This is a genomic window from uncultured Pigmentiphaga sp. (assembly GCF_937950555.1).
Lineage (GTDB): Bacteria > Pseudomonadota > Gammaproteobacteria > Burkholderiales > Burkholderiaceae_B > Pigmentiphaga.
On record NZ_CALFCW010000014.1, the window covers coordinates 1 to 19,500 of the forward strand.

Here is a 19,500-nt window from a genome sequence, read left to right on the forward strand (position 1 = left end):
CGCGCCAGCGTGTCCCCGCCTGACTTGTAGGGCGAGACGGCGGTCACCTCGGCGGAGATGCCGATCTTCTCCAGCGCGTCTTTGAGGAACTGCACCGTGGCTCGCACCCCGAGCACCGAGAAGAACACCGTCGGCGGCAGCAGGATCGTGTCGGCGGCGCAGGCCGCGTAGTAGCCGGGGGTGTCGGGCGTGACCAGGTAGGCGACGACGCGCTTGCCGCCGGCGCGGAAGCGCGCGAGCTCGTCGCGCAGGCTCTGGAGCGTCGCCCAGCCGGCCTGCAGCCCGTCGATGTGCAGCAGGACGCCACGCGCGTGCGGGTCGTCCGCGATGCGCTCGAGGGCGCGGCGGAGCTCCTGCATGCTGAGCGGCGCGCGCGCCCCGAGGAAGCGCCGCTGCCACCACCGGACGGCGTCGGTGAACTCCGGGAGGCCGCCCACTAGGCGTATGCGCACGTAGTCCACCCGCCGCCGCAGCAGCGCGCGCCACAGGTTGCGTATCGATCGGAAGAGGTTTATCAGCCAGACGATAATCGCTGCGAGCATAGGTGTGGGCGGCACTCGGCGCAGCGCGTCGCTGCGCCGAGTGCCGCCTGGCCTCCTTCCGGGGAGGTGTGGTGGGCCTATGGCCCGCCAGCGGACGCTGTTCTCCGCCGCAGAGCGGCTGAAAGCGGGAATTTCTGGGAAGGCTTCGCCTCCCCAGGTCCATCCAGCGGGCGCGGACCAGGCCGCCGTGCAGCGCGTGTGCGTGCTTCGCCGCCGGAAGTCAGTCTCGTCGGAAGTCAGTCGCCGCTGGTGTCAGTCGCCGTAGTCGTCAGACAAAAGTCGACATAACGGATGGCTACTGATTTCCCTTCGCAAAGTCCACGAACCGGTACCCCACCCCGCGCTCGGTGAGGATGTACTTCGGGTTCGCCGGGTCCTCCTCGATCTTCTGGCGCAGGTAGGTGACGTACAGGCGCAGGTAGTGGGTCTCGTCGCGGTACTCGGGGCCCCACACCCGCGTGAGGAGCTGCTCGTGGGTCATCACGTAGCCGGCGTTCTGCACCAGGTGGTAGAGCAGGCGGTACTCCGTCGGGCGCAGGTTGACGCGCTCGCCGTTCACCAGCACCTCGCGCCGCGCGAAGTCGATCGTCAGCCGATCGTCCACCACCACCGTGGTCTGCGGGGCGGGCGGCGGGGTGTAGTGGCGCCGCAGCACCGCGCGCATGCGGCTCACCAGCTCGCGGTGGCTGAACGGCTTGCCGATATAGTCGTCCGCGCCGAGCTCCAGCCCGCGGATGCGGTCCTCCTCCTCGTCCTTGGCGGTGAGGATGATCACCGGCACCTGTGAGAACTGCCGCAGGCGCCGCAGCGTCTCGAAGCCGTCCATGCCCGGCATCATGATGTCGAGCAGCACCATGTCCGGCATCTCGTCGCGCGCCTTCTCGAGCGCCTGGCGGCCGTTGGACGCGGTGATCACCCGCGTGCCCTCCAGCTCCAGGTTCATGCGCATGAAGTTGACCATGCGCGGCTCGTCGTCTACCACCAGAACTAGCTTGTCGCGTAGCTCGGACATATCACTGCCTTATGGCTTAGAGGTGAAGGGTTAGAATCGCCGTGAGCAGCGCGGGGCCGATCCGTAACCTTTCGCCTCTAGCCCCTCTATACGTGAATCCTAGCCCTTCCCCCCCTCGTCCGTCAGCAGCCCGCGCGGCTGCTCGTGGCCGTGGGTAGCGCTCGTCTGAACCTGGGGCTCAGATGCGGATTGCTCCTGGTCCTCGAGCCGCGGGGTCGCCTGCGGCAGCGTGAACGAGAAGCGCGAGCCGCGCCCTGGCTGGCTCTCCACCCAGATCCGCCCGCCCTGCGCCTCGACGATCAGCCGCGCCAAGAACAGCCCCAGCCCGGCCCCCTGCGTCTCGCGGCGCAGCCGGTTGTCCACCCGGTAGAAGCGCTGGAACAGGCGCGCCTGGTCCTCGGGCGCGATCCCGATCCCCTGGTCGCTCACCGAGACGATCACCATGCGGTCGTCGGCGCGCGCCGCGACGCGGATCCGCCCGCCGTCCGGGCTGTACTTGACGGCGTTGGACAGCAGGTTCTCGAGCACCGCCCGCGTGCGCTCGTAGTCGGCGTACACCGCGGGCAGGTCGTCGGGCATGCGCAGCTCGAACTCAAACGCCTCACCCGCCTGGGACGCGAAGCGCTGGACGACCTGCTCGGCCAGCGGGGGCAGCGCCCACTCGGACAGCTCGAGGCGCATCCCGTCGGCCTGCAGCCGCGAGATCTCCAGCAGCCCGCCGATCTGCTTCGCCAGCCGGTCGGCCTCCTCGATGATCACCTTCAGCCCCTCGCGCAGCGTCTCCTGGTCCCAGTTAGCGTCCTCGCGCGCCAGGGTCTCGGCGTAGCCCTTGATGATGCTCACCGGCGTCTTCAGCTCGTGCGAGATCACCGAGATGAAGGTGTTCTGCATCTCCTCCTCGATCTTCTGCTCGGTGATGTCGCGCACGTTCGCGAGCGCGCCGGCGAACTCCCCCGACGGGCCGCGCTGCACCGCGTAGCGGCTCTGCACGTACAGGCGGCGCCCGTCGCGCGTGGTGATCCACCCCTCGACGAGCGGGTTCGACTGCGGCGGGTTGCGCTGCAGCGGGCAGTCCACCAGGCAGATGTTGACGCCCTGCGGCGAGCGGATGCCCAGCACCTCGGCGCACGGGCGGCCGATCGCCTCCTCGCGCGGCCAGCCGGTGAGCTGCTCCATGGTCTGGTTGAAGGTCGTGATCCGCCAGCGGCTGTCGATGATCATCACGCCGTCGGCCGAGTGCTCGATCAGCGCGTCCAGCTGCTGCTTCTCGCGCAGCACGCTCTGGTACAGGCGCGCGTTGCTCACCGCGATCGCCGCCTGGTCGGCGAACGCCGTCAGCAGCTCCTGCTCCTCGGCGGTGAAGCCGACGTTCAGCGCGGCGCGGAAGACGTAGATCACGCCCACCGTCGTCTGCAGGTACACGAGCGGCAGGGCGCTCATGTGGCGCAGCGGCAGCCCGGTGTCCGCCGAGACCTCGCGCAGCCGCTGGCTCAGCATGCGCCGGTCCTCGAGCGGCGTGTTGACCAGCTGCGTGAACGCCGGCCAGATGTCGCGCGGCAGGCCGGCGGCGGCGCGCACGTGGATCAGGCCGTCCTCCTCGCGCAGCGCGATCAGCCCCGAGGTGCCCGCCAGCAGCTCGACGGCGAACTCGATCACCAGGTTGAGCACGCTGCCGAGGTCGAGCTGGGCGGTGAGTGCCCGGCTGATCTGCAGCAGCGACTCGCGCTGGCGCAGTCGCTGGTCGGTTCCTGCTGTCATGTTCCTGTCTGCCCGGGCGGTGCGCCCGGCCACGTCACAGCCTGAGGCGGGCCGCCCGCTTGACGGCGAAAGTGGCTCTAACGTCGTTCTAACGCGGTACAGACTTCATTCTAACACAGCGAATGTATACTCCACAACAGAAACGAGGGGCGCGGAGGATCAGCACTCCGCCCCCTACGCCGATGAGATCGCTACCTTCACAGGAGGTGCATAGTATGTCGACTCTGACACGCTGGGACCCGTACCAGGAGATGCTCTCCCTGCGCGAGGCCATGAACCAGCTGTTCGAGGAGAGCTTCGTGCGCCCGATCCTGACCCGCAACGGCAGCTTCGTGCCGGCGGTGGATATCAGCGAGACCGATGACTCCTACATCGTCGAGGCGGCCGTGCCCGGGCTGCGGCCCGAGGACCTTGAGGTCACCGTCGAGAACGGCGTGCTGACGATCAAGGGCGAGGTGCGGCAGGAGACGGAGGAGAAGAAGCGCAACTTCCACCGCGTCGAGCGCCGCTTCGGCTCGTTCGCCCGCTCGCTGGCCCTGCCGAACCAGGTTCGGTCCGATGAGATCCAGGCCACGCTGAACAACGGCGTGCTGCGGCTGGAGATCCCGAAGGCCGAGGAGGTCAAGCCGCGCAAGATCAGCGTCCAGGTGAACGCCAACTAAGAGGTCGGCCGGCCTAGGGCCAGGCCAACGGGGGTAGGCGGCCGGCCACGTTTCCGCCCCGAGCGGGAATGTGGCCGGCCTTCATCGTTGGCGCGCCCCGCCTGCCTTGGGCCGCCGCCCGCTGCCCGGCACAAACTTTTACACTCACGCCTCTCGCGGCTCCCGGCGCTGTTAAGATTTACAATCCGCGCCTCCGCCGCGCAGGTGGCGCCGTCCCCCACCCTCCGGCGATTGTTCATGCGCACCGATGTGTTCCTGCCTCTGCAGCGCCGTTCTACCGCAGTACCATCGCTGCCTTCACCCTGGGCTCTGCAATTACTATTTACAAATAGGACTCGACAGCACCTGGGGGGTGTGCTATGATAATAAAGCATTACACCTCCGTCGCGTCTACCCACGTACGACCGCGCAGGGTGCCACGGCAGAACGCCTCGTTCAAGGAGCGACGTATGCGGCTCGATCTCAGCAGCAAGCGGGCCAAGAAGTTGATTCGCGAGCATGACCTGACGGAGGAAGAGATCCTGCAGATCGTCGCCTCAGCGCGTATCAACCTCGCGACCTTCGACCCCGAGTACCGCACGAATGTGACGCAGATCGCCGATGACCTGCGCAAGAGCAGGCCGACGATCTACGGCTGGGCGGACCGGGCGCTGGCGGCCACCATCCACTCCCTGCGCAACATTCGTACCGGGCGACCGCCGAAAGAGCGCGAGCGAAGCAACAACGGAACCGAGGGCTAGTGGTGCCGGCTGTTATGCGGTTGCTACCGCTTCGAACAGAAGCACAACGAGCAGGTATAGTATAATGAGGAGCCGAGGCAGGCGTACTGCCTCGGCAGCTCTGGCGGTGGCGCACGCGGCTTGGGGCGCTGGCCCGCGCGCAGGCTGCCCGGCCGGGCGACGGTCGCTGTGCTATAATGCCGTTCTGATAGCGTTGGCTCGCTCACGTCTCGTCCCACACTCGCAGACAAGGTAGGGTGATGATGGATCCACAGCTGACCAGTCAGATCGTGCCGATCGAGGAGGTCAGGGTCATTGAGGAGTGCCTGGCGCGGCTGGCCGAGGACACCGGCGGCAACTACATCCTGCTGCTGGACAAGAGCGGCCAGGTGATCGCCTCGCAGGGCGATGCGAACCGGCAGGATATCACCGCGCTCGGGGCGCTGATCGCCGGCACCTTCGCCTCCTCGCGTGAGGTGGCCAAGCTGCTGCGCGAGAAGGACTTCCGCCAGCTCTTCACCCAGGGCGTGCGCGAGAATATCTTCATCGCGCTGATCGAAGATCAGTGGATCCTCTGCATCATCTTCAACAAGGGCACCCACATCGGCCTCGTCAAGGTGTTGACGAAGAAGGCCACCGATGAGCTCGGCCTGGTGCTCGAGCGCGTGCGCGAGCAGCAGAAGGCGCGCGATGATGTCCTTGGATCGTCCTTCCGGACATCGATGGAGGACACCATCGACCTGCTGTTCCGCGACTGAGTGCGCCCTCCTGTCGTCGCCCACGGCATGCGTACAGCTCCGTAGAATCGCAACCCATGGTACGCGAGAGGACCTATGGCCCTGATCAACGTCGCCGCGCGTGAGATACACTGCAAGATCGTCTACTACGGCCCTGGCATGAGCGGCAAGACGAGCAACCTGCAGTACATCCACAGCCAGGTACCGAAGGACGCGAAGGGTGAGCTGCTCTCGATCGCCACCGAGACCGAGCGCACGCTCTTCTTCGACTTCCTTCCGCTGGACCTCGGCAAGGTGCGCGGGTTCCAGACGCGCTTCCATCTCTACACGGTGCCGGGCCAGGTGCTCTACGAGCGCACGCGCGTCGCGGTGCTCAACGGCGCCGATGGCGTGGTGTTCGTCGCCGACTCGCAGCGCCACAAGCTCGAGGAGAACATCCGCAGCCTGCGCGAGCTTGCGGTGAACATCACCAAGCAGAACAAGAAGTTCCAGGACTTCCCGGTGGTGCTGCAGTACAACAAGCGCGACGTGCCCGGCGCGCTGCCGGTCGCGACGCTCGATAAGTACCTCAACACCCTGCACTGGCAGCGCTTCGAGGCCACCGCCACCAACGGCGGCGGCGTGTTCGATACGCTCAAGGCGATCTCGAAGCTTGTGATCAGCAAGCTCTAGCCCGCTTCAAGCACACGCCGCGCACGCGCCGTGCGACCTGGAGATACCTTGCTATGGCTCTCGCAGGCGACCTGAGCGAGTTCCCGCTCACCGATATCATCCAGCTGGTTGACCTCAGCAAGAAGACGGGCGCGGTCAACCTGAAGGGCCGCCGCGGCCAGCAGCAGCTCGAGGGCTGGCTCTACTTCCGCGACGGCCGGATTATCGGCGCGCGCTTGGGCAACCTCCCGCCGCTGGAGGCGGCCTACACCTTCTTCACCTTCAGCTCCGGCCCGTTCCGCTTCCATGAAGATGTCCAGCTCGACACGCCGACGATCACCGTCAGCAACGAGATGATCATCATGGAAGGGATCATGCGCCAGGACGCTTGGGCCAAGATCCAGGAGCAGGTCCCCTCGCTCTCGATGATCCCGCGCCTGGTGCCGAACCCGGCCGCGACGGGCAGCGAGATCAGCCTCGAGGCCGATGAGTGGCGCGTGCTGACGATGGTCAACGGCAAGAACACCGTCGGCTATATCGCCCAGCGCAGCGGGCTCGGCGAGGTGCGCACCTGCGAGATCATCGCCCGCCTGCTGAGCAGCGGCCTGATCGAGAAGCGCGAGGTCAGCCTGTCGGAGTCGCTGTTCCCGGAGATCGAGCGCATCGTGCTCAGCGCCCTCGGCACCTCGGCCCGCGCCCTCCTGTACGACTCCTACGAGCGCGCCGGCGTGCGCGACCAGGACACGGCCACCGCCGACCAGCTCTCGAACGCGCTCGACCTGTTCGAGACCGCCGCCACGCGCGCGTTCGGCGCCAGCCGCGTGCGCCAGCCGCTGGCCGAGATACGCTCGCTGGTCGATCAGGTCTTCAGCAGCCTCGCCTGACTGCGGTATAATGGTTCAGCCGAGCCGACCCCGCCCGTCGCCCAGGGTGGGGTCATTTCTTGAACTGACGCGAAGATACGCGGTCGTGCCGCCCGCACCCGCAGTGGGGTCTGGGGAAGCGTCGCCTCCCCGGAAGCTCTCTCCGCGGCAGGTGCCGCAGCACCGCACCGCGTACATCCTGAACTGAGAGGTGTGCGTGCGCGCGTTACTGAGCGTGAGCGATAAGCGCGGCGTCGAGACCTTCGCCGCCGGCCTGGCCGAGCTCGGCTGGCAGCTCTTCTCCACCGGCAACACGCAGCGCCATCTGGCGAGCGCCGGCGTGCCGGTCCGGTCGGTCAGCGAGCTGACCGGCTTCCCCGAGATCCTCGACGGGCGCGTGAAGACCCTGCACCCGGCGGTCCACGCCGGGATCCTGGCCCGGCGCGACCTGCCGGCCCACATGGAGGCGCTGGCCGAGCACGGCATCGCGCCGATCGACCTGGTGGTGGTGAACCTCTACCCGTTCGCGCAGACGGTCGCCCGGCCGGATGTCACCCGCGACGAGGCGCTCGAGCAGATCGACATCGGCGGCCCGACGCTGGTGCGCGCGGCGGCCAAGAACCACCCGTCGGTGCTGGTGGTGGTGGACCCGGCCGACTACGAGACGGTGCTGGCGGCGCTGCGCGACGGGAGCGTGACGTCCGAGCTGCGCGCCCGGCTCGCGGCCAAGGCCTTCGCCCACACCGCGGCCTACGACGCCGCGATCGCCGCCTACCTGGCCGATGACCCCTTCCCGCCGACGCTGCCGCTGGCCTTCACGAAGGCGCAGGACCTGCGCTACGGCGAGAACCCGCACCAGCGCGCCGCGCTCTACGGCGACTTCGGGCAGTTCTTCGAGCAGCTGCACGGCAAGGAGCTCTCGTACATCAACATCCTCGATATCGCCGCCGTCTCCGAGCTGGTCGAGGAGTTCCCCCGCTCCGAGGGGGTCGCGCTGGCGATCGTGAAGCACACCAACCCCTGCGGCGTCGGGCTGGGCGCGACCGGGCTGGAGGCCTGGGAGAAGGCCTTCGCCACCGACCGCGACGCGCCGTTCGGCGGGATCATCGCGCTGAACGCCCCGCTGGACCTGCCGCTGGCGCAGGCGATCGACGAGATCTTCTCCGAGATCATCATCGCGCCGGAGTTCACGCCCGAGGCGCTGGCCCTGCTGAAAAAGAAGAAGAACCGCCGCCTGATGCGCGCGCTGCGCCCCGTCTCGCAGGAGCAGGGCTCCGGCGGGCGGCGCACGCCCCTGCTGCTCCACAGCGTCCCCGGCGGCGTGCTGGTCCAGGAGCCGGACCGCGCCCCGCTCGATCAGGAGGAGCTGCGGGTCGTCACGAAGCGCGCGCCGACCGACGACGAGCTGCGGGCGCTGCGCTTCGCCTGGCGGGTCTGCAAGCACGTCAAGTCGAACGCGATCGTCTACGCCGCCGCCGATCGGACGCTCGGCATCGGCGCGGGCCAGATGAGCCGCGTGGACAGCTCGCGGGTCGCGGTGATCAAGGCGCGCGCCAGCGGCCTCTCGCTGCAGGGCGCGGCGGTCGCCAGCGATGCGCTGTTCCCGTTCCCCGACGGCGTCGAGGTGGCGGCCGAGGCCGGCGCGACGTGCGTGATCCAGCCCGGCGGGGCGCTGCGCGACGAGGAGGTGATCGCCGCGGCCGACCGGCTGGGCATGGCGATGGTGTTCACTGGAAGAAGGCATTTTCGACACTAGGCGCAGCGTGCAGTGTTGTGCGGCAGCCCCGGCGCTGCCGCCTCCCCACGATGCACTTGCGCTCACCGGAGTACGGGCGTGAAGTTCGATGACAACGGCCTGATCCCCGCGATTGTGCAGCACGCCCGCAGCGGCGAAGTGCTGATGCTGGGGTATATGAACGAGGACGCGCTGCGGCAGACGACCGAGAGCGGTCTGGTGACGTTCTGGAGCCGCAGCCGGGGCAGGCTGTGGCAGAAGGGTGAGACCTCGGGCAACGTGCTGCGGCTCGTCGAGCTGCGGCAGGACTGCGACGGCGACGCGCTGCTGGTGCTCGCGGAGCCGGCCGGGCCCACGTGCCACACCGGCGAGCCGAGCTGCTTCCACCGCGCGCTCGACGGCTCGCCGGTGGAGCGGGCGCCCGCGAGCCAGATCCTGACCGAGCTGGCCGATGTGATCGCCCGCCGGGCGGCTGAGCGGCCGGCCGGCTCGTACACCACGAAGCTGCTCGACGGCGGAGTGGACCGCATCGGCAAGAAGATCGGCGAGGAGGCGGCTGAGGTGATCATCGCCGCCAAGAACGGGGCGCCGTCCGAGCTGGCCTGGGAGCTGTCCGACCTCCTCTACCATAGTCTGGTGCTGCTCGAGCAGCAGGGAGTGCCGCTGGAGGCGATCTGGCGCGAGCTGCGCCGCCGGCACGGCGCTTAGTACTTACTCAGAGGGAGCCGCGTGACACACAGGACAACAGTGGGACGCGCCGATCTGCTCGCCATCCCGCCTGTTGCGTCTGATGGGTACGACGGACGTCTTCCGCAGGATGCCAGCCGTCTGGCGAAGCTCGCGGCGTTGGCGCTGACCATGGCGGGCGGCGCCGCGCTCTTTGCGCTATTGGGCGTCGATCCGTGGCAGGGGCTGCGCCTATTCCTGGTCGAGCCGTTCAATGGCCTCTATGCATGGGGCGAACTGGCCGTCAAGTCTGCACCCCTCGCCCTGTGTGCGGTGGGGCTATCGATTTGCTTTCGGGCCAATGTCTGGAACATCGGCGCCGAGGGCCAGTTGGTGGCGGGCGCGGTGGCCGGCGCCGGCGTGGCGCTCCTGGCTGGCCCCGAAACCTGGCGAGGATACGTGTGCCTGGTCATGGTGGCAGGCATGCTCGGGGGCATGGCGTGGGCGGCGGTCACCGCGTGGCTCAAGGACAGGTATGGCGCCAACGAGATGTTGGTGAGCCTGATGCTCACTTACGTCATTCAGTTGTTGCTCGGATATCTCGTGTTCGGGCCCTGGCGTGATCCGTACGGCTTTAACTTTCCGCAATCCCGCTCGTTCGAGGAGGCCGCCTTGCTGCCGGCGCTTTGGGAGGGCACGCGCGCGCACGCCGGATGGTTGTTGGCTCTGCTCGCCGTCGTGGGGGCCTGGCTGTTCCTGTCCCGCTTTCACGCCGGGTTTCGCCTGCGCGTGGCAGGGGCGGCGCCTGCGGCGGCTCGATATGCCGGCTACTCGTCGCGCCAAGCCTTGTGGGCGTCGATGTTGACCTGCGGGGCCTTGGCCGGCCTGGCCGGGATCGGGGAGGTTGCCGGACCGATGCAGCGGCTTACGAGCTCCGTGTCGCCGGGCTACGGCTTTGCCGCCGTGATCGCCGCATTCCTGGGGCGCTTGCATCCGGCCGGGGCATTCGCGGCCAGCATCGTGATGGCGGCGCTGTACATCGGCGGCGAGCTGGCGCAGTCGCGCCTGGGCATGCCGGCTTCCATCGTCGGCATATTCCAGGGCCTGGCGCTGGCCTTGCTGTTGCTGGGCGATACCTTGGTGCGGTATCGCATCCGGTTGCGCCATCCCTTCGGCGCGGCGAGGGGATGGCATGGATAGCCTGCTCTCGCTCCTTGCCGCGACCTTGAATGCGGGCACGCCGCTCGCATTGGCGGCCCTTGGCCTCACGTTGCACGAACGGGCCGGCGTCATCAACCTGGGCGCCGAGGGCATGATGTCGCTCGCCGCCGCGGCCGGCTTTGCCATGGCGTTCCACGCGGGAAGCACGTGGGCGGGCTTGGCGGCCGGGGCGGGGGCTGGCGCTGTGCTGGCGGCCGGCTTCGCGCTGTGGGTGGTCACCTTCAATGCCAGCCAGTACGGAAGCGGCCTTGCGGTCATGCTGCTCGGTTCGGGTCTGTCGTCTTTTGCCGGAGTTTCTTACGCTGGGCGATCGCTTGCGCGCAGCGACACCGGCATCCCGGTGCTCAAAGACCTGCCGGGGGTGGGCGCTACCCTGTTCGCGCTCCACCCCCTCGTGTACGCGACGATGGGGTTGGCCGGCGCTCTGGCTTGGTTCTTGTATCGCACGCGGGCCGGAACGCTGTTGCGCGCAGTGGGCGAATCGCCCGAGGCCGCGCACGAGCTAGGCCATCCCGTGGCGCGCATCCGCACTCTCGCCATTCTCGCGGGCGGGGCGTGCTGCGGCCTTGCCGGCGCGTATCTGTCGGTGGTTTACACCCAACTCTGGAGCGAAGGCATGGTCGCGGGACGAGGGTGGATGGCCTTGGCGCTGATTGCGTTCGGCATGTGGCATCCGCTGTGGATCCTGCTCGGCGCTTATCTTTTCGGCGGGTTGACCATGCTGCAGTTCCAATTGCAGGGCATGGGCGTACAGCTGCCTTCGCAGTTCCTCGCGATGTTGCCCTATGTGTGCACGATCGCCGTGCTCGCGCTGCGGGGTGCCCATCCTGCCTGGCTGAGCCGGAACATGCCGCGCGCCTTGGGAAGGCCCTTCCTGCCCGAGCGTTAGTTCGATCCGCTCGAGCCGGTCAATCGGCAGGAGCCCGGGGGACGAGCGTCAACCGGTGAGCGTCCGGTCCCGGCAGGAAGGGGCTCGCTTTGCCGTGTACCCAGGCATCGTGGCCGGCGAGGAAAAAAGGTGAAAGCGGATGGCCCGAGGCGCCGCCGGGCATCTGGAGTATGCCGAGCGCTTCGCGTCCGGGCGAGACCACGAAGCGTTCCGAGGCACCAAAGGCAGCGCCCTGGATGCGGGGCATGTGGATGTCTCCCGGCATGGGCGTCGACGGCGCGGACAGCCAGTGCTGCAGCGGGCGCGGCAGGACCCGGGCCAGGGGATGGGCGATGGCGAGGCGGTTGCGGTCGCCCCAGCGCACGGTTTCCAGCGCTTGGCCGCCTATGGTCATTTCCGCGATGGCCGTGTCGAGGCGCTCGAGCATGAACTCGCGCCAATCGGCGGCGTAAGCGGGTTTCCATGCCTGCGCCCGCACCAGGTCCTCCATGACGGCGAGCAGGCGGGAGGAGGCGCGGCGTACGGACAGGCCCGCACCTTTTTCCGCGAGTTTGTCGTCCAGCGCGCCGAACCAGGCGTCGTAGAGCGCGTCGTAGAAGGTGCGCAGCAGGGCGTAGCCTGCGCTGTCGGCATCGGCCCGCCCATCCCAGGCTTGCAAGATACGGCGCGCTGCGGCGCGCTGCGGATGGCCCGCCACGGCACTGTCATCAAGCGCGCGCAGCGCCTGGTCATGCAAGAAGCCGATCCACTGCGCACGATGGCCGAGCTGGATGGCAAGCAGATCGCGTTCGTCCACGCGCTCCGCGGCGAACAGCGCGTCGCGTATCTGCGTGGCCCGTACGCCGATGTCTGCCCCGCCGTCGCCTATCCGGCGTTGCGCCCGGGCATCCGCGAGCTGGGTATTGTTTGCCGTCCACAAGCGCCCGTACCCGGGATCGATCACGGTCGGATAGGCTTCCGGCGGCAGTCGCTCGAGGGGCAGGTCCGCAGCTTCCGCTGCGACTGGAAAACCGAGCGGATCGAGCATGGCGGCAGGCAAGGGGCCGGCCAGCGTCCACCCTATGCGGCCCTGGCGATCAGCAACCACCAAGTTCTGGGTGGGGATGCCGGCCTTGTGCCCGACGTGCAGCGCCCCTTCGACGCCGCGCGCGCGTTCCATGTCGGCCAGCACGACGTTGGCCGCGCCCGGCGCGTGGGCGATCCACCGGATGGCATAGGCGCGTCCGTCGAGCTCCAGCACGGGCCCCCAGCGGCTCTCCCGCACGGGCATGGTCACCGGTGCCGCGCCCCGGACTTCGATGCGTTCCAATGTTTCGGAGAAGGACTCCCATGCGCCCGCCGGGCCGCGGTAGCGACTCGGGTCCGCTTCATCGACGGTCAGGCGCACCAATTCCAGGAAGTGTCCGTAGCTGTTGGTAAAGCCCCAGGCGATGTCGCCGTTGCTGCCCGCCACCACGATGGGGGCGCCCGGCAAGCTCACGCCGCTGATACGGCGTGGGCCTTCTGCAGTCGGAAATTCCAAGGTGAGGCGATACCAGATGTTGGGCAGGCGCAATCCGAGGTGCATGTCGTTGGCAACGAGGGCGCCGCCGTGGGCACTGTGCCGAGCATCGACGGCCCAGCCGTTGCTGCCCACGGCGAAATCCGCGGCGTGTGAGTCGGCCAGCAGTTCGCCCGGCGTCGTGCGCCGGGCAGGGCCAGGCCGGCGCGCGTCTATCCAGCCGGGATGCGCCGAAACCAGCGCCGGGTCGGGCGCAGCGGCGGGGGAGGCGCCAGATGCGGGCCGATCCAGCGGCGCATCCCAGCGGCTGTGCGAGGGCATCAAGGCCTGGAGCAAGGGCGCGGGCAACAGGTCGCGCAGCGCTTCCCGCGACCGCGTCCGGCCCAGTTCGCCGCCTTGCAGGTCGAGGTACATCGCATAAATGGCGAGCAGGGTGTCGACCGGCCGCCAAGGTTCGGGCCGCGTGCGCAGCAGGACATATTCGAAGGGGCGTGCAGGCAGCCTATCCAGCCCGGCGTTGGCGCCCTCGGCATAGCGCTCGAGCAAGGCGCGGTGCGGAGCGGGCAGTTCGGCGTAGGCGCGTTCGGCTCGCGCGCGGAAACGATGCACCCGCACGCGGCGGTCCAGGGGTAGCGCAGCGTCACCGACGAGGGCGGCGAGCTCGCCGGCAGCCGAACGCCGCACGAGGTCCATTTGGAAAAACCTGTCTTGGGCGTGCGCAAAGCCGGTGGCGAACGCTGCGTCGAGCCGGTCGTCCGCCCGGATGGTGACGTTGCCGATTGCGTCGCGGGCGATGGAGACGGGGTGGCCGATGCCCACTGCCTCCATGCGGCCATCCAATTGCGGCAGGCTGGCCCGCAGGTACAGCCAGGTGCCGCCTGCGCTTGCCGCGATCAGCGTCAGGGCGCCGGCCAGGGTCCAGGCCAACATGCGGGCGGGACGGGATGGGTAGCGGCGCGTCATGGCGCGAGGCCGGGCTGGCCGTCAGAGGAGGCCCAGGCCCCTCGCGACACCTTCGCCGTAACGCGGATCCGCCTGGCGGAAGTGCGCGATTTGGCGCTCCTGGATTTCGCGTGGCACCGTTTTCATCGAGTTGACGATGTTTTCGATCAACAGGGCCTGCTGTTCCGCGGTCATCAGGCGGAACAGATTGCCCCCCTGCGTATAGTCGTCGTTGCCCGTGCGATGGTCGTAGCGGTCGGCCTCGCCATCGAGCCGCAGGACCGGTTCGCGGTACGCGGGATCCTGCCTGGGCGCATCGGCCACGCTATTGGGCTCGTAGTTCGGTCCGCCGCCGAAATTGCCATCGAAGCGCATGGCGCCGTCGCGCTGGTAGGTGTTCACCGGCGCCTGGGGACGGTTGACGGGGAGGGACTGGTAGTTGGTGCCTACCCGATACAAATGCGCATCGTGATAGGCGAACAGGCGCGCCTGCAGCATTTTGTCCGGGCTGAATCCGAGTCCGCGCACGATGGACGACGGCGAGAAGGCGGCCTGCTCGATCTCGGCAAAGTAATTCTGCGGGTTCCGGTTGAGCGTGATGATGCCGACCTCGATCAGGGGGAAGTCCCCGTGCGGCCAGACCTTGGTCAAGTCGAAGGGGTCATAGGGCGTCTTGCGCGCCTGATCCTCGGTCATGACCTGGATGCACACGCGCCACCTGGGAAATTCGCCGCGCTCGATGGCCTGGAACAGGTCGCGCTGCGCATAGTCGGGGTCCTCTCCGGCGAGCCGGACGGCCTCGCGCGGGTGCAGGTTCTTGATGCCCTGCATGCTCAGGACGTGATATTTCACCCACACGCGCTCGCCGCGGTCGTTGATCATGCTGAACGTGTGGCTGCCGAAACCGTGCATGTGCCGATAGCCGTCTGGCGTGCCCCGGTCCGAAAACAGGATCGTGACTTGGTGCAGCGACTCGGGCGAGAGCGACCAGAAGTCCCACATCGCGGTCGGGCTCTTCAGGTTGGTGCGCGGGTCCCGCTTCTGGGTATGGATGAAGTCCGGGAACTTGATGCCGTCGCGTATGAAAAAGACGGGCGTATTGTTGCCGACCAAGTCCCAATTGCCTTCGTCGGTGTAGAACTTGATCGCGAAACCGCGCGGGTCACGCTCGGTATCGGCGGAGCCTTTTTCCCCGCCCACGGTCGAGAAGCGGATCAGCACGTCGGTTTTCTTGCCCACGTGCGAGAAAACGCTGGCGCAGGTGTAGCGAGTGATGTCCTGGGTGACCTCGAATACCCCATAGGCGCCCGAGCCCTTGGCGTGGACGACCCGCTCGGGGATACGCTCGCGGTTGAAGTGCTGCAGTTTTTCGATGAGGTGGAAATCTTCCAGCAATACCGGGCCCCGCGGTCCCGCGGTGCGCGAGTTTTGGTTGTCGGCGACGGGTGCGCCCGTGGCGGTGGTGAGTTTCGTCATCGTCGGCTCTTTGGTCTGCATTGAAGAGCGCTCAAGATAGGCCGCCTGCGGGTGTTAGTAAATTGAATTGATTAAATTGATTTGATAGATCGAGATAATCGTCCACCTCGGTCGCCGGATCAGCCCTGCAAGCGGATGCCGCCGCACCGCTTGGTACACTTAGGGTTTGCCCTCGTCCGGCCCGCGCGCTTCCCGCAGGCCGGATCGTTCAACCCCGGAAGCCGTGTTCGAGGAGAACCTGCGTGAAAAACCTCGTTTGGGTGCCGCCCGTGCACCGCGAATCCCCTTGTCCTCGCAATACTGAAGCCCCGAATTCCCCAGCCTGTGGCCGGCGCCGCCGCATGCTCGCTTGGTTGGCCGGTGTGCCGGCCGCTTACGCCGTCTCGGCCGTGCCGCGGCCGGTCCGGGCGGCGGCCGGGCCGCTTTCGATAGGCTTTGTCTACATGTCGCCGATCACCGACGCCGGTTGGACCCGCCAGCACGAAGACGGCAGGCTGGAGCTGGTGCGGGCGCTGGGTGATCGCGTCGCGACCAAGGTGGTGGAGAACGTTCCCGAAAACGCCGATGCCGAGCGGGTGATCCGCGACTTGGCCAGGCAAGGCTGCAAGCTCATTTTCACGACCTCATTCGGGTACATGGATGCCGTGATGCGCGTCGCGCGCGAATTTCCCGGCGTCGTGTTCGAGCAGGCGTCGGGGTACCGCCTGGCGCGCAACCTGGGCGCCTACAACATCCGTTTTTATGAAGGGCGCTATCTCGCAGGCTTGGTGGCCGGCGCGATGACGCGCAGCAATGTGCTTGGCTACGTGGCCGCGCTGCCCATCCCCGAGGTCATCCAAGGCATCAACGCATTCACGCTTGCCGCGCGCAGCGTCAATCCCAAGGTGCAGGTCCGCGTGGTCTGGACGCAGAATTGGTTCGACCCGCCGCGCGAGCGCGACGCGGCCCAGGCCGTGATACGGCAGGGGGCGGACGTCCTGACGAATCATTCCGGTTCGTCGGCCGTGGCGCAGGCTGCCGAAGCAGCGGGCGTGTGGATGCTGGGCTATACCTCCGACATGAGCAAGTATGCGCCGACCCGGCAGCTCGGCGCCGTCGTGCACCGCTGGGGCGACCATTACATCCGGGCCACGCGCGCGGTGTTGGAAGGCTCATGGCGGTCGCAAGCCTTCATGGGCGGCCTGAAGGACGGCATGATCGGGCTCGAGGCGATTTCTACCCGGGTGCCGCCAGACGTGAAGGCCTCCGTGGAGCGCGCGCGCCAGCGGATTGCATCGGGGGAGCTGCATCCCTTCGGCGGCCGCCTCGTCGATAACCAGGGCAAGGTCCGGCAGCAATCAGGCGTGCTTGCCGAGCGCGACGTGGAGCACATGGACTGGTTCGTGGAAGGCGTCGTGGGCAAGGCGGTGGCCTGAGAGGGGGCATTTCCGGGCGCTTCCTTCCAGTCCCGCTAAAGTATGGGTCGGCAGTGAACTGCCGGCGCCTGGCGTAGTCCCACTCGAATGCGCCGTGGCCGCGCATGCGCTTTGCCCGTCGGCGAACGCGTGGGGCGTTCGCCTCTCCAGCTCGTCTTCCTATCGTCCCGTCCATGAAACCAGACGCCCGCCCGTTTTCTTCGCTGTCTTTCCTGGCGCAAGCCTGGCGCATGACCGTCCGCGATTGGCGGGCAGGGGAGTTGCGCCTGCTCGCACTGGCCCTGGTGGTTGCGGTGGCTTCGGTGGCTAGCGTGGGTTTTCTCGCCGATCGCATACGCCTGGCACTGGAGCGCGACGCGGCGCAATTGCTCGGTGGCGATCTGGTCCTGGTATCGGATGCGCCCATCTCGGAAATCCAGCGCGAGCAAGCGGCCAGGTTGGGCCTGGAGGTGACCGAGACCCTGCAGTTTCCCTCCATGGCCGCCGCCGGTACGGGGGATGCGCTGCGTTCGCAACTGACGGCGCTCAAGGCCGTACAGCAGGGCTATCCCCTGCGCGGCCGGCTGCGCGTGGCCGACGGCCCCGCGATGCCGGACGAGGTCGCGTGGGACATTCCGGCGCGAGGTGCGGTCTGGGTCGACCCGCAACTGCTGTCGTTGCTGGAGGTCAGGGTGGGGGACGAGCTGCAGTTGGGGGACAAGCGATTCCGCATCGAACGCGTGATCGCCGTGGAGCCCGATCGCGGCATGAACTTTATCAACGTCGCTCCCCGCGTCATGATGCGCACCGACGACCTGGACGGGACAGGGCTGGTGACGTTCGGCAGCCGCATCTCGTATCGGTTGCTGGTTGCAGGGCAGCCTGCGCAGGTGCGCGAGTATGCAGACTGGTTGCAGGCCCGGCTCGAGCGCGGCCAGCGCGTGGAAACGCTGGAGTCGGGGCGGCCTGAGATGCGTCGCACCATCGACCGCGCCCAGCAATTCCTCTCGCTCGTGGCCCTGCTTGCGGCCTTGGTCGCCGCCGTGGCCGTCGCCCTGGCGGCGCGTCGGTTCACGCTGCGGCATTTCGACAGCGTGGCCGTCATGCGTTGCCTGGGCGCGACGCAGTCGGCGCTGACCCGCTTATTCGCCCTCGAGTTCCTCATTATCGCGCTGGGAGCCGCCGCGGCGGGAAGTCTGCTCGGCTACGTCGCGCACCAGGGCCTGATCGCGGCGCTGGGCGGATTGATCACGACCGATTTGCCCGCGGCAACACTGCTGCCGGCGGTGCAGGGCTTTCTGGCCGGTGTCTGGCTGCTGCTCGGGTTTGCGCTGCCGCCGCTCGCGCAACTGCGACACGTCTCGCCCGTGCGCGTGCTGCGACGGGAAACCGGCGTGGCGCCGGCCCGCACGGCCGTGGGGTATGGCATCGGTGCGCTGGGGTTCGCGTTGCTGCTGCTTTGGTTCGCGCGTGACCTGAAGCTGGGTGCGATGGTCGCCGGCGGTTTCCTCGCGGGCTTTGCCTTGTTCTGCGGGCTCGCATGGCTGGGCGTGCGGTGGCTCGAGCCATTGCGTCAATGGCAGCGCGGGCCGGTCGCGCTGCGATTCGCGCTGGCCGGCGTCGTCCGGCGCAGGGGGGCTACGGTGGCGCAGATCTGCGCGCTTGCAGTGGGGCTGATGGCCTTGCTGCTGTTATCGATCACGCGCGGCGATTTGGTCGACGGGTGGCGGCAGGCCGCGCCGCCCGATGCGCCGAACCGGTTTCTCATCAACATCCAGCCCGATCAGCGCGAAGCGGTGGGGCAACGGCTCGCGGACGCGGGGCTGGGCGAGACGGAACTCTATCCCATGGTGCGGGGCCGCCTGCTAGAGATCAACGGCCGTGCCGTGGGGCCGGCAGACTATGAGGATGAGCGGGCGCGTCGACTCGTGGACAGGGAATTCAATCTTTCCTACATGGATGAGATGCCGGGGCACAACCGGGTGGTGGCCGGACGCTGGCTGGACCCATCGGCCGCCGAGCTCTCCATGGAGGAGGGCATCGCCCAGACCTTGGGCGTCAAGCTGGGCGATACGCTCAGGTTCGATGTGGCCGGCAATGCGGTCGAGGTGACCGTCACAGGGCTGCGTGCCGTGGATTGGGATTCCATGCGGGTCAATTTCTTCGCCATCCTGTCGCCGGCCGTGCTGCGCGACATGCCGCAGAGTTGGATCACCGCATTGCATTTGCCGGAAGACAAGGCCGACTTGTCGAGCGCGTTGATTCGCGAGTTTCCCAACCTGACCATCTTCGACACCGGCGCCATCCTGCGCCAGGTGCAAGGTGTTCTGGACCAGGTCGTGGCGGCAGTCCAGTTCCTGTTCCTGTTCACGCTGGCCGCAGGCTGCCTGGTGTTGTATGCGGCGCTCGCCTCGACCCGGGACGAGCGCGTGCGCGAGGCTGGCTTGCTGCGTGCGCTGGGCGCCACGCGGCGCCAGCTTTCAGCCGCACAGTGGCTGGAATTGGGCGCCATCGGCGGTGCTGCCGGCTTGCTGGCGGCAGGCGGTGCTTCGGCGATCGCCTGGCTATTGGCGCGATTCGTGTTCAAGTTTGCGCTGGCGTCCAATCCTTGGGTGTGGGTCGCCGGCGTGTCTGTCGGCGTGGTATGCGCGTGGGCGGGGGGATGGATGGGCCTGCGCGGCGTGCTGAGGCATCCGCCCTTGGCGACGCTGCGGGAGGTATGATGCGCCGCG

General features: G+C 67.8%; 16 protein-coding genes. 11 read left to right on the forward strand and 5 right to left on the reverse strand.

Annotated features, from left to right (window positions below):
• The 3 genes from Q0319_RS02315 to Q0319_RS02325 all read right to left on the reverse strand — a co-directional run.
• Positions 1-542 (reverse strand): S49 family peptidase (locus Q0319_RS02315; RefSeq protein WP_299450659.1); only part of this gene is annotated, 542 nt, incomplete at its 3' end.
• Positions 543-837: 295 nt separating this feature from the next.
• Positions 838-1,554 (reverse strand): response regulator transcription factor, encoded by a 717-nt coding sequence (locus tag Q0319_RS02320; RefSeq protein WP_299450661.1) that lies wholly within the window; start codon positions 1,552-1,554, stop codon positions 838-840.
• A gap of 99 nt (positions 1,555-1,653) precedes the next feature.
• On the reverse strand, positions 1,654-3,312 hold the full coding sequence (locus Q0319_RS02325; protein WP_299450663.1) for an ATP-binding protein: 1,659 nt from the start codon (positions 3,310-3,312) through the stop codon (positions 1,654-1,656).
• 215 nt (positions 3,313-3,527) lie between these two features.
• Between Q0319_RS02325 and Q0319_RS02330 the strand changes: the two genes are divergently transcribed.
• The 9 genes from Q0319_RS02330 (at position 3,528) to Q0319_RS02370 (ending at position 11,455) form a co-directional block, all read left to right on the forward strand.
• Entirely contained in the window at positions 3,528-3,974 is a 447-nt protein-coding gene (locus Q0319_RS02330) for an Hsp20/alpha crystallin family protein (RefSeq protein WP_299450665.1), read from the forward strand.
• A 449-nt stretch (positions 3,975-4,423) separates the two neighbouring features.
• The gene (locus tag Q0319_RS02335; RefSeq protein WP_299450668.1) at positions 4,424-4,714 is read left to right on the forward strand and encodes a hypothetical protein; all 291 of its coding nucleotides are present in this window, start codon (positions 4,424-4,426) and stop codon (positions 4,712-4,714) included.
• 239 nt (positions 4,715-4,953) lie between these two features.
• Positions 4,954-5,451, forward strand: a complete 498-nt coding sequence (locus Q0319_RS02340; RefSeq protein ID WP_299450670.1) for a roadblock/LC7 domain-containing protein — start codon at positions 4,954-4,956, stop codon at positions 5,449-5,451.
• A gap of 75 nt (positions 5,452-5,526) precedes the next feature.
• Entirely contained in the window at positions 5,527-6,102 is a 576-nt protein-coding gene (locus Q0319_RS02345) for a GTPase domain-containing protein (RefSeq protein WP_299450673.1), read from the forward strand.
• Between the two features lie 53 nt (positions 6,103-6,155).
• Positions 6,156-6,965: a DUF4388 domain-containing protein gene (locus tag Q0319_RS02350; protein WP_299450675.1), complete on the forward strand. Its 810-nt coding sequence runs from the start codon at positions 6,156-6,158 to the stop codon at positions 6,963-6,965.
• Positions 6,966-7,155: 190 nt separating this feature from the next.
• Positions 7,156-8,700, forward strand: a complete 1,545-nt coding sequence (purH, locus tag Q0319_RS02355; RefSeq protein WP_299450677.1) for a bifunctional phosphoribosylaminoimidazolecarboxamide formyltransferase/IMP cyclohydrolase — start codon at positions 7,156-7,158, stop codon at positions 8,698-8,700.
• A 78-nt stretch (positions 8,701-8,778) separates the two neighbouring features.
• On the forward strand, positions 8,779-9,387 hold the full coding sequence (gene hisIE / locus Q0319_RS02360) for a bifunctional phosphoribosyl-AMP cyclohydrolase/phosphoribosyl-ATP diphosphatase HisIE (protein WP_299450680.1): 609 nt from the start codon (positions 8,779-8,781) through the stop codon (positions 9,385-9,387).
• 39 nt (positions 9,388-9,426) lie between these two features.
• Positions 9,427-10,545 carry an ABC transporter permease gene (locus Q0319_RS02365; protein WP_363322233.1) on the forward strand — a complete coding sequence of 373 codons (1,119 nt, stop codon included), beginning with the start codon at positions 9,427-9,429 and terminating at the stop codon, positions 10,543-10,545.
• Positions 10,538-11,455, forward strand: a complete 918-nt coding sequence (locus Q0319_RS02370; RefSeq protein ID WP_299450682.1) for an ABC transporter permease — start codon at positions 10,538-10,540, stop codon at positions 11,453-11,455. Before Q0319_RS02365 ends, Q0319_RS02370 begins: the two co-directional genes overlap by 8 nt.
• Positions 11,456-11,474: 19 nt before the next feature.
• Here the strand turns inward: Q0319_RS02370 and Q0319_RS02375 are convergent, their stop codons facing one another.
• Both Q0319_RS02375 and Q0319_RS02380 read right to left on the reverse strand, forming a co-directional pair.
• The gene (locus Q0319_RS02375) at positions 11,475-13,919 is read right to left on the reverse strand and encodes a penicillin acylase family protein (RefSeq protein WP_299450684.1); all 2,445 of its coding nucleotides are present in this window, start codon (positions 13,917-13,919) and stop codon (positions 11,475-11,477) included.
• Positions 13,920-13,940: 21 nt separating this feature from the next.
• Positions 13,941-15,374, reverse strand: coding sequence for a catalase (locus tag Q0319_RS02380; RefSeq protein WP_296469114.1), 1,434 nt, complete (start codon positions 15,372-15,374; stop codon positions 13,941-13,943).
• 341 nt (positions 15,375-15,715) lie between these two features.
• On the opposite strand from Q0319_RS02380, the gene Q0319_RS02385 reads away from it, so the two are divergent.
• Positions 15,716-16,789, forward strand: a complete 1,074-nt coding sequence (locus tag Q0319_RS02385; protein ID WP_299450686.1) for a BMP family ABC transporter substrate-binding protein — start codon at positions 15,716-15,718, stop codon at positions 16,787-16,789.
• 173 nt (positions 16,790-16,962) lie between these two features.
• Positions 16,963-19,491 (forward strand): FtsX-like permease family protein, encoded by a 2,529-nt coding sequence (locus Q0319_RS02390; RefSeq protein ID WP_299450688.1) that lies wholly within the window; start codon positions 16,963-16,965, stop codon positions 19,489-19,491.
• Positions 19,492-19,500: the final 9 nt, after the last annotated feature.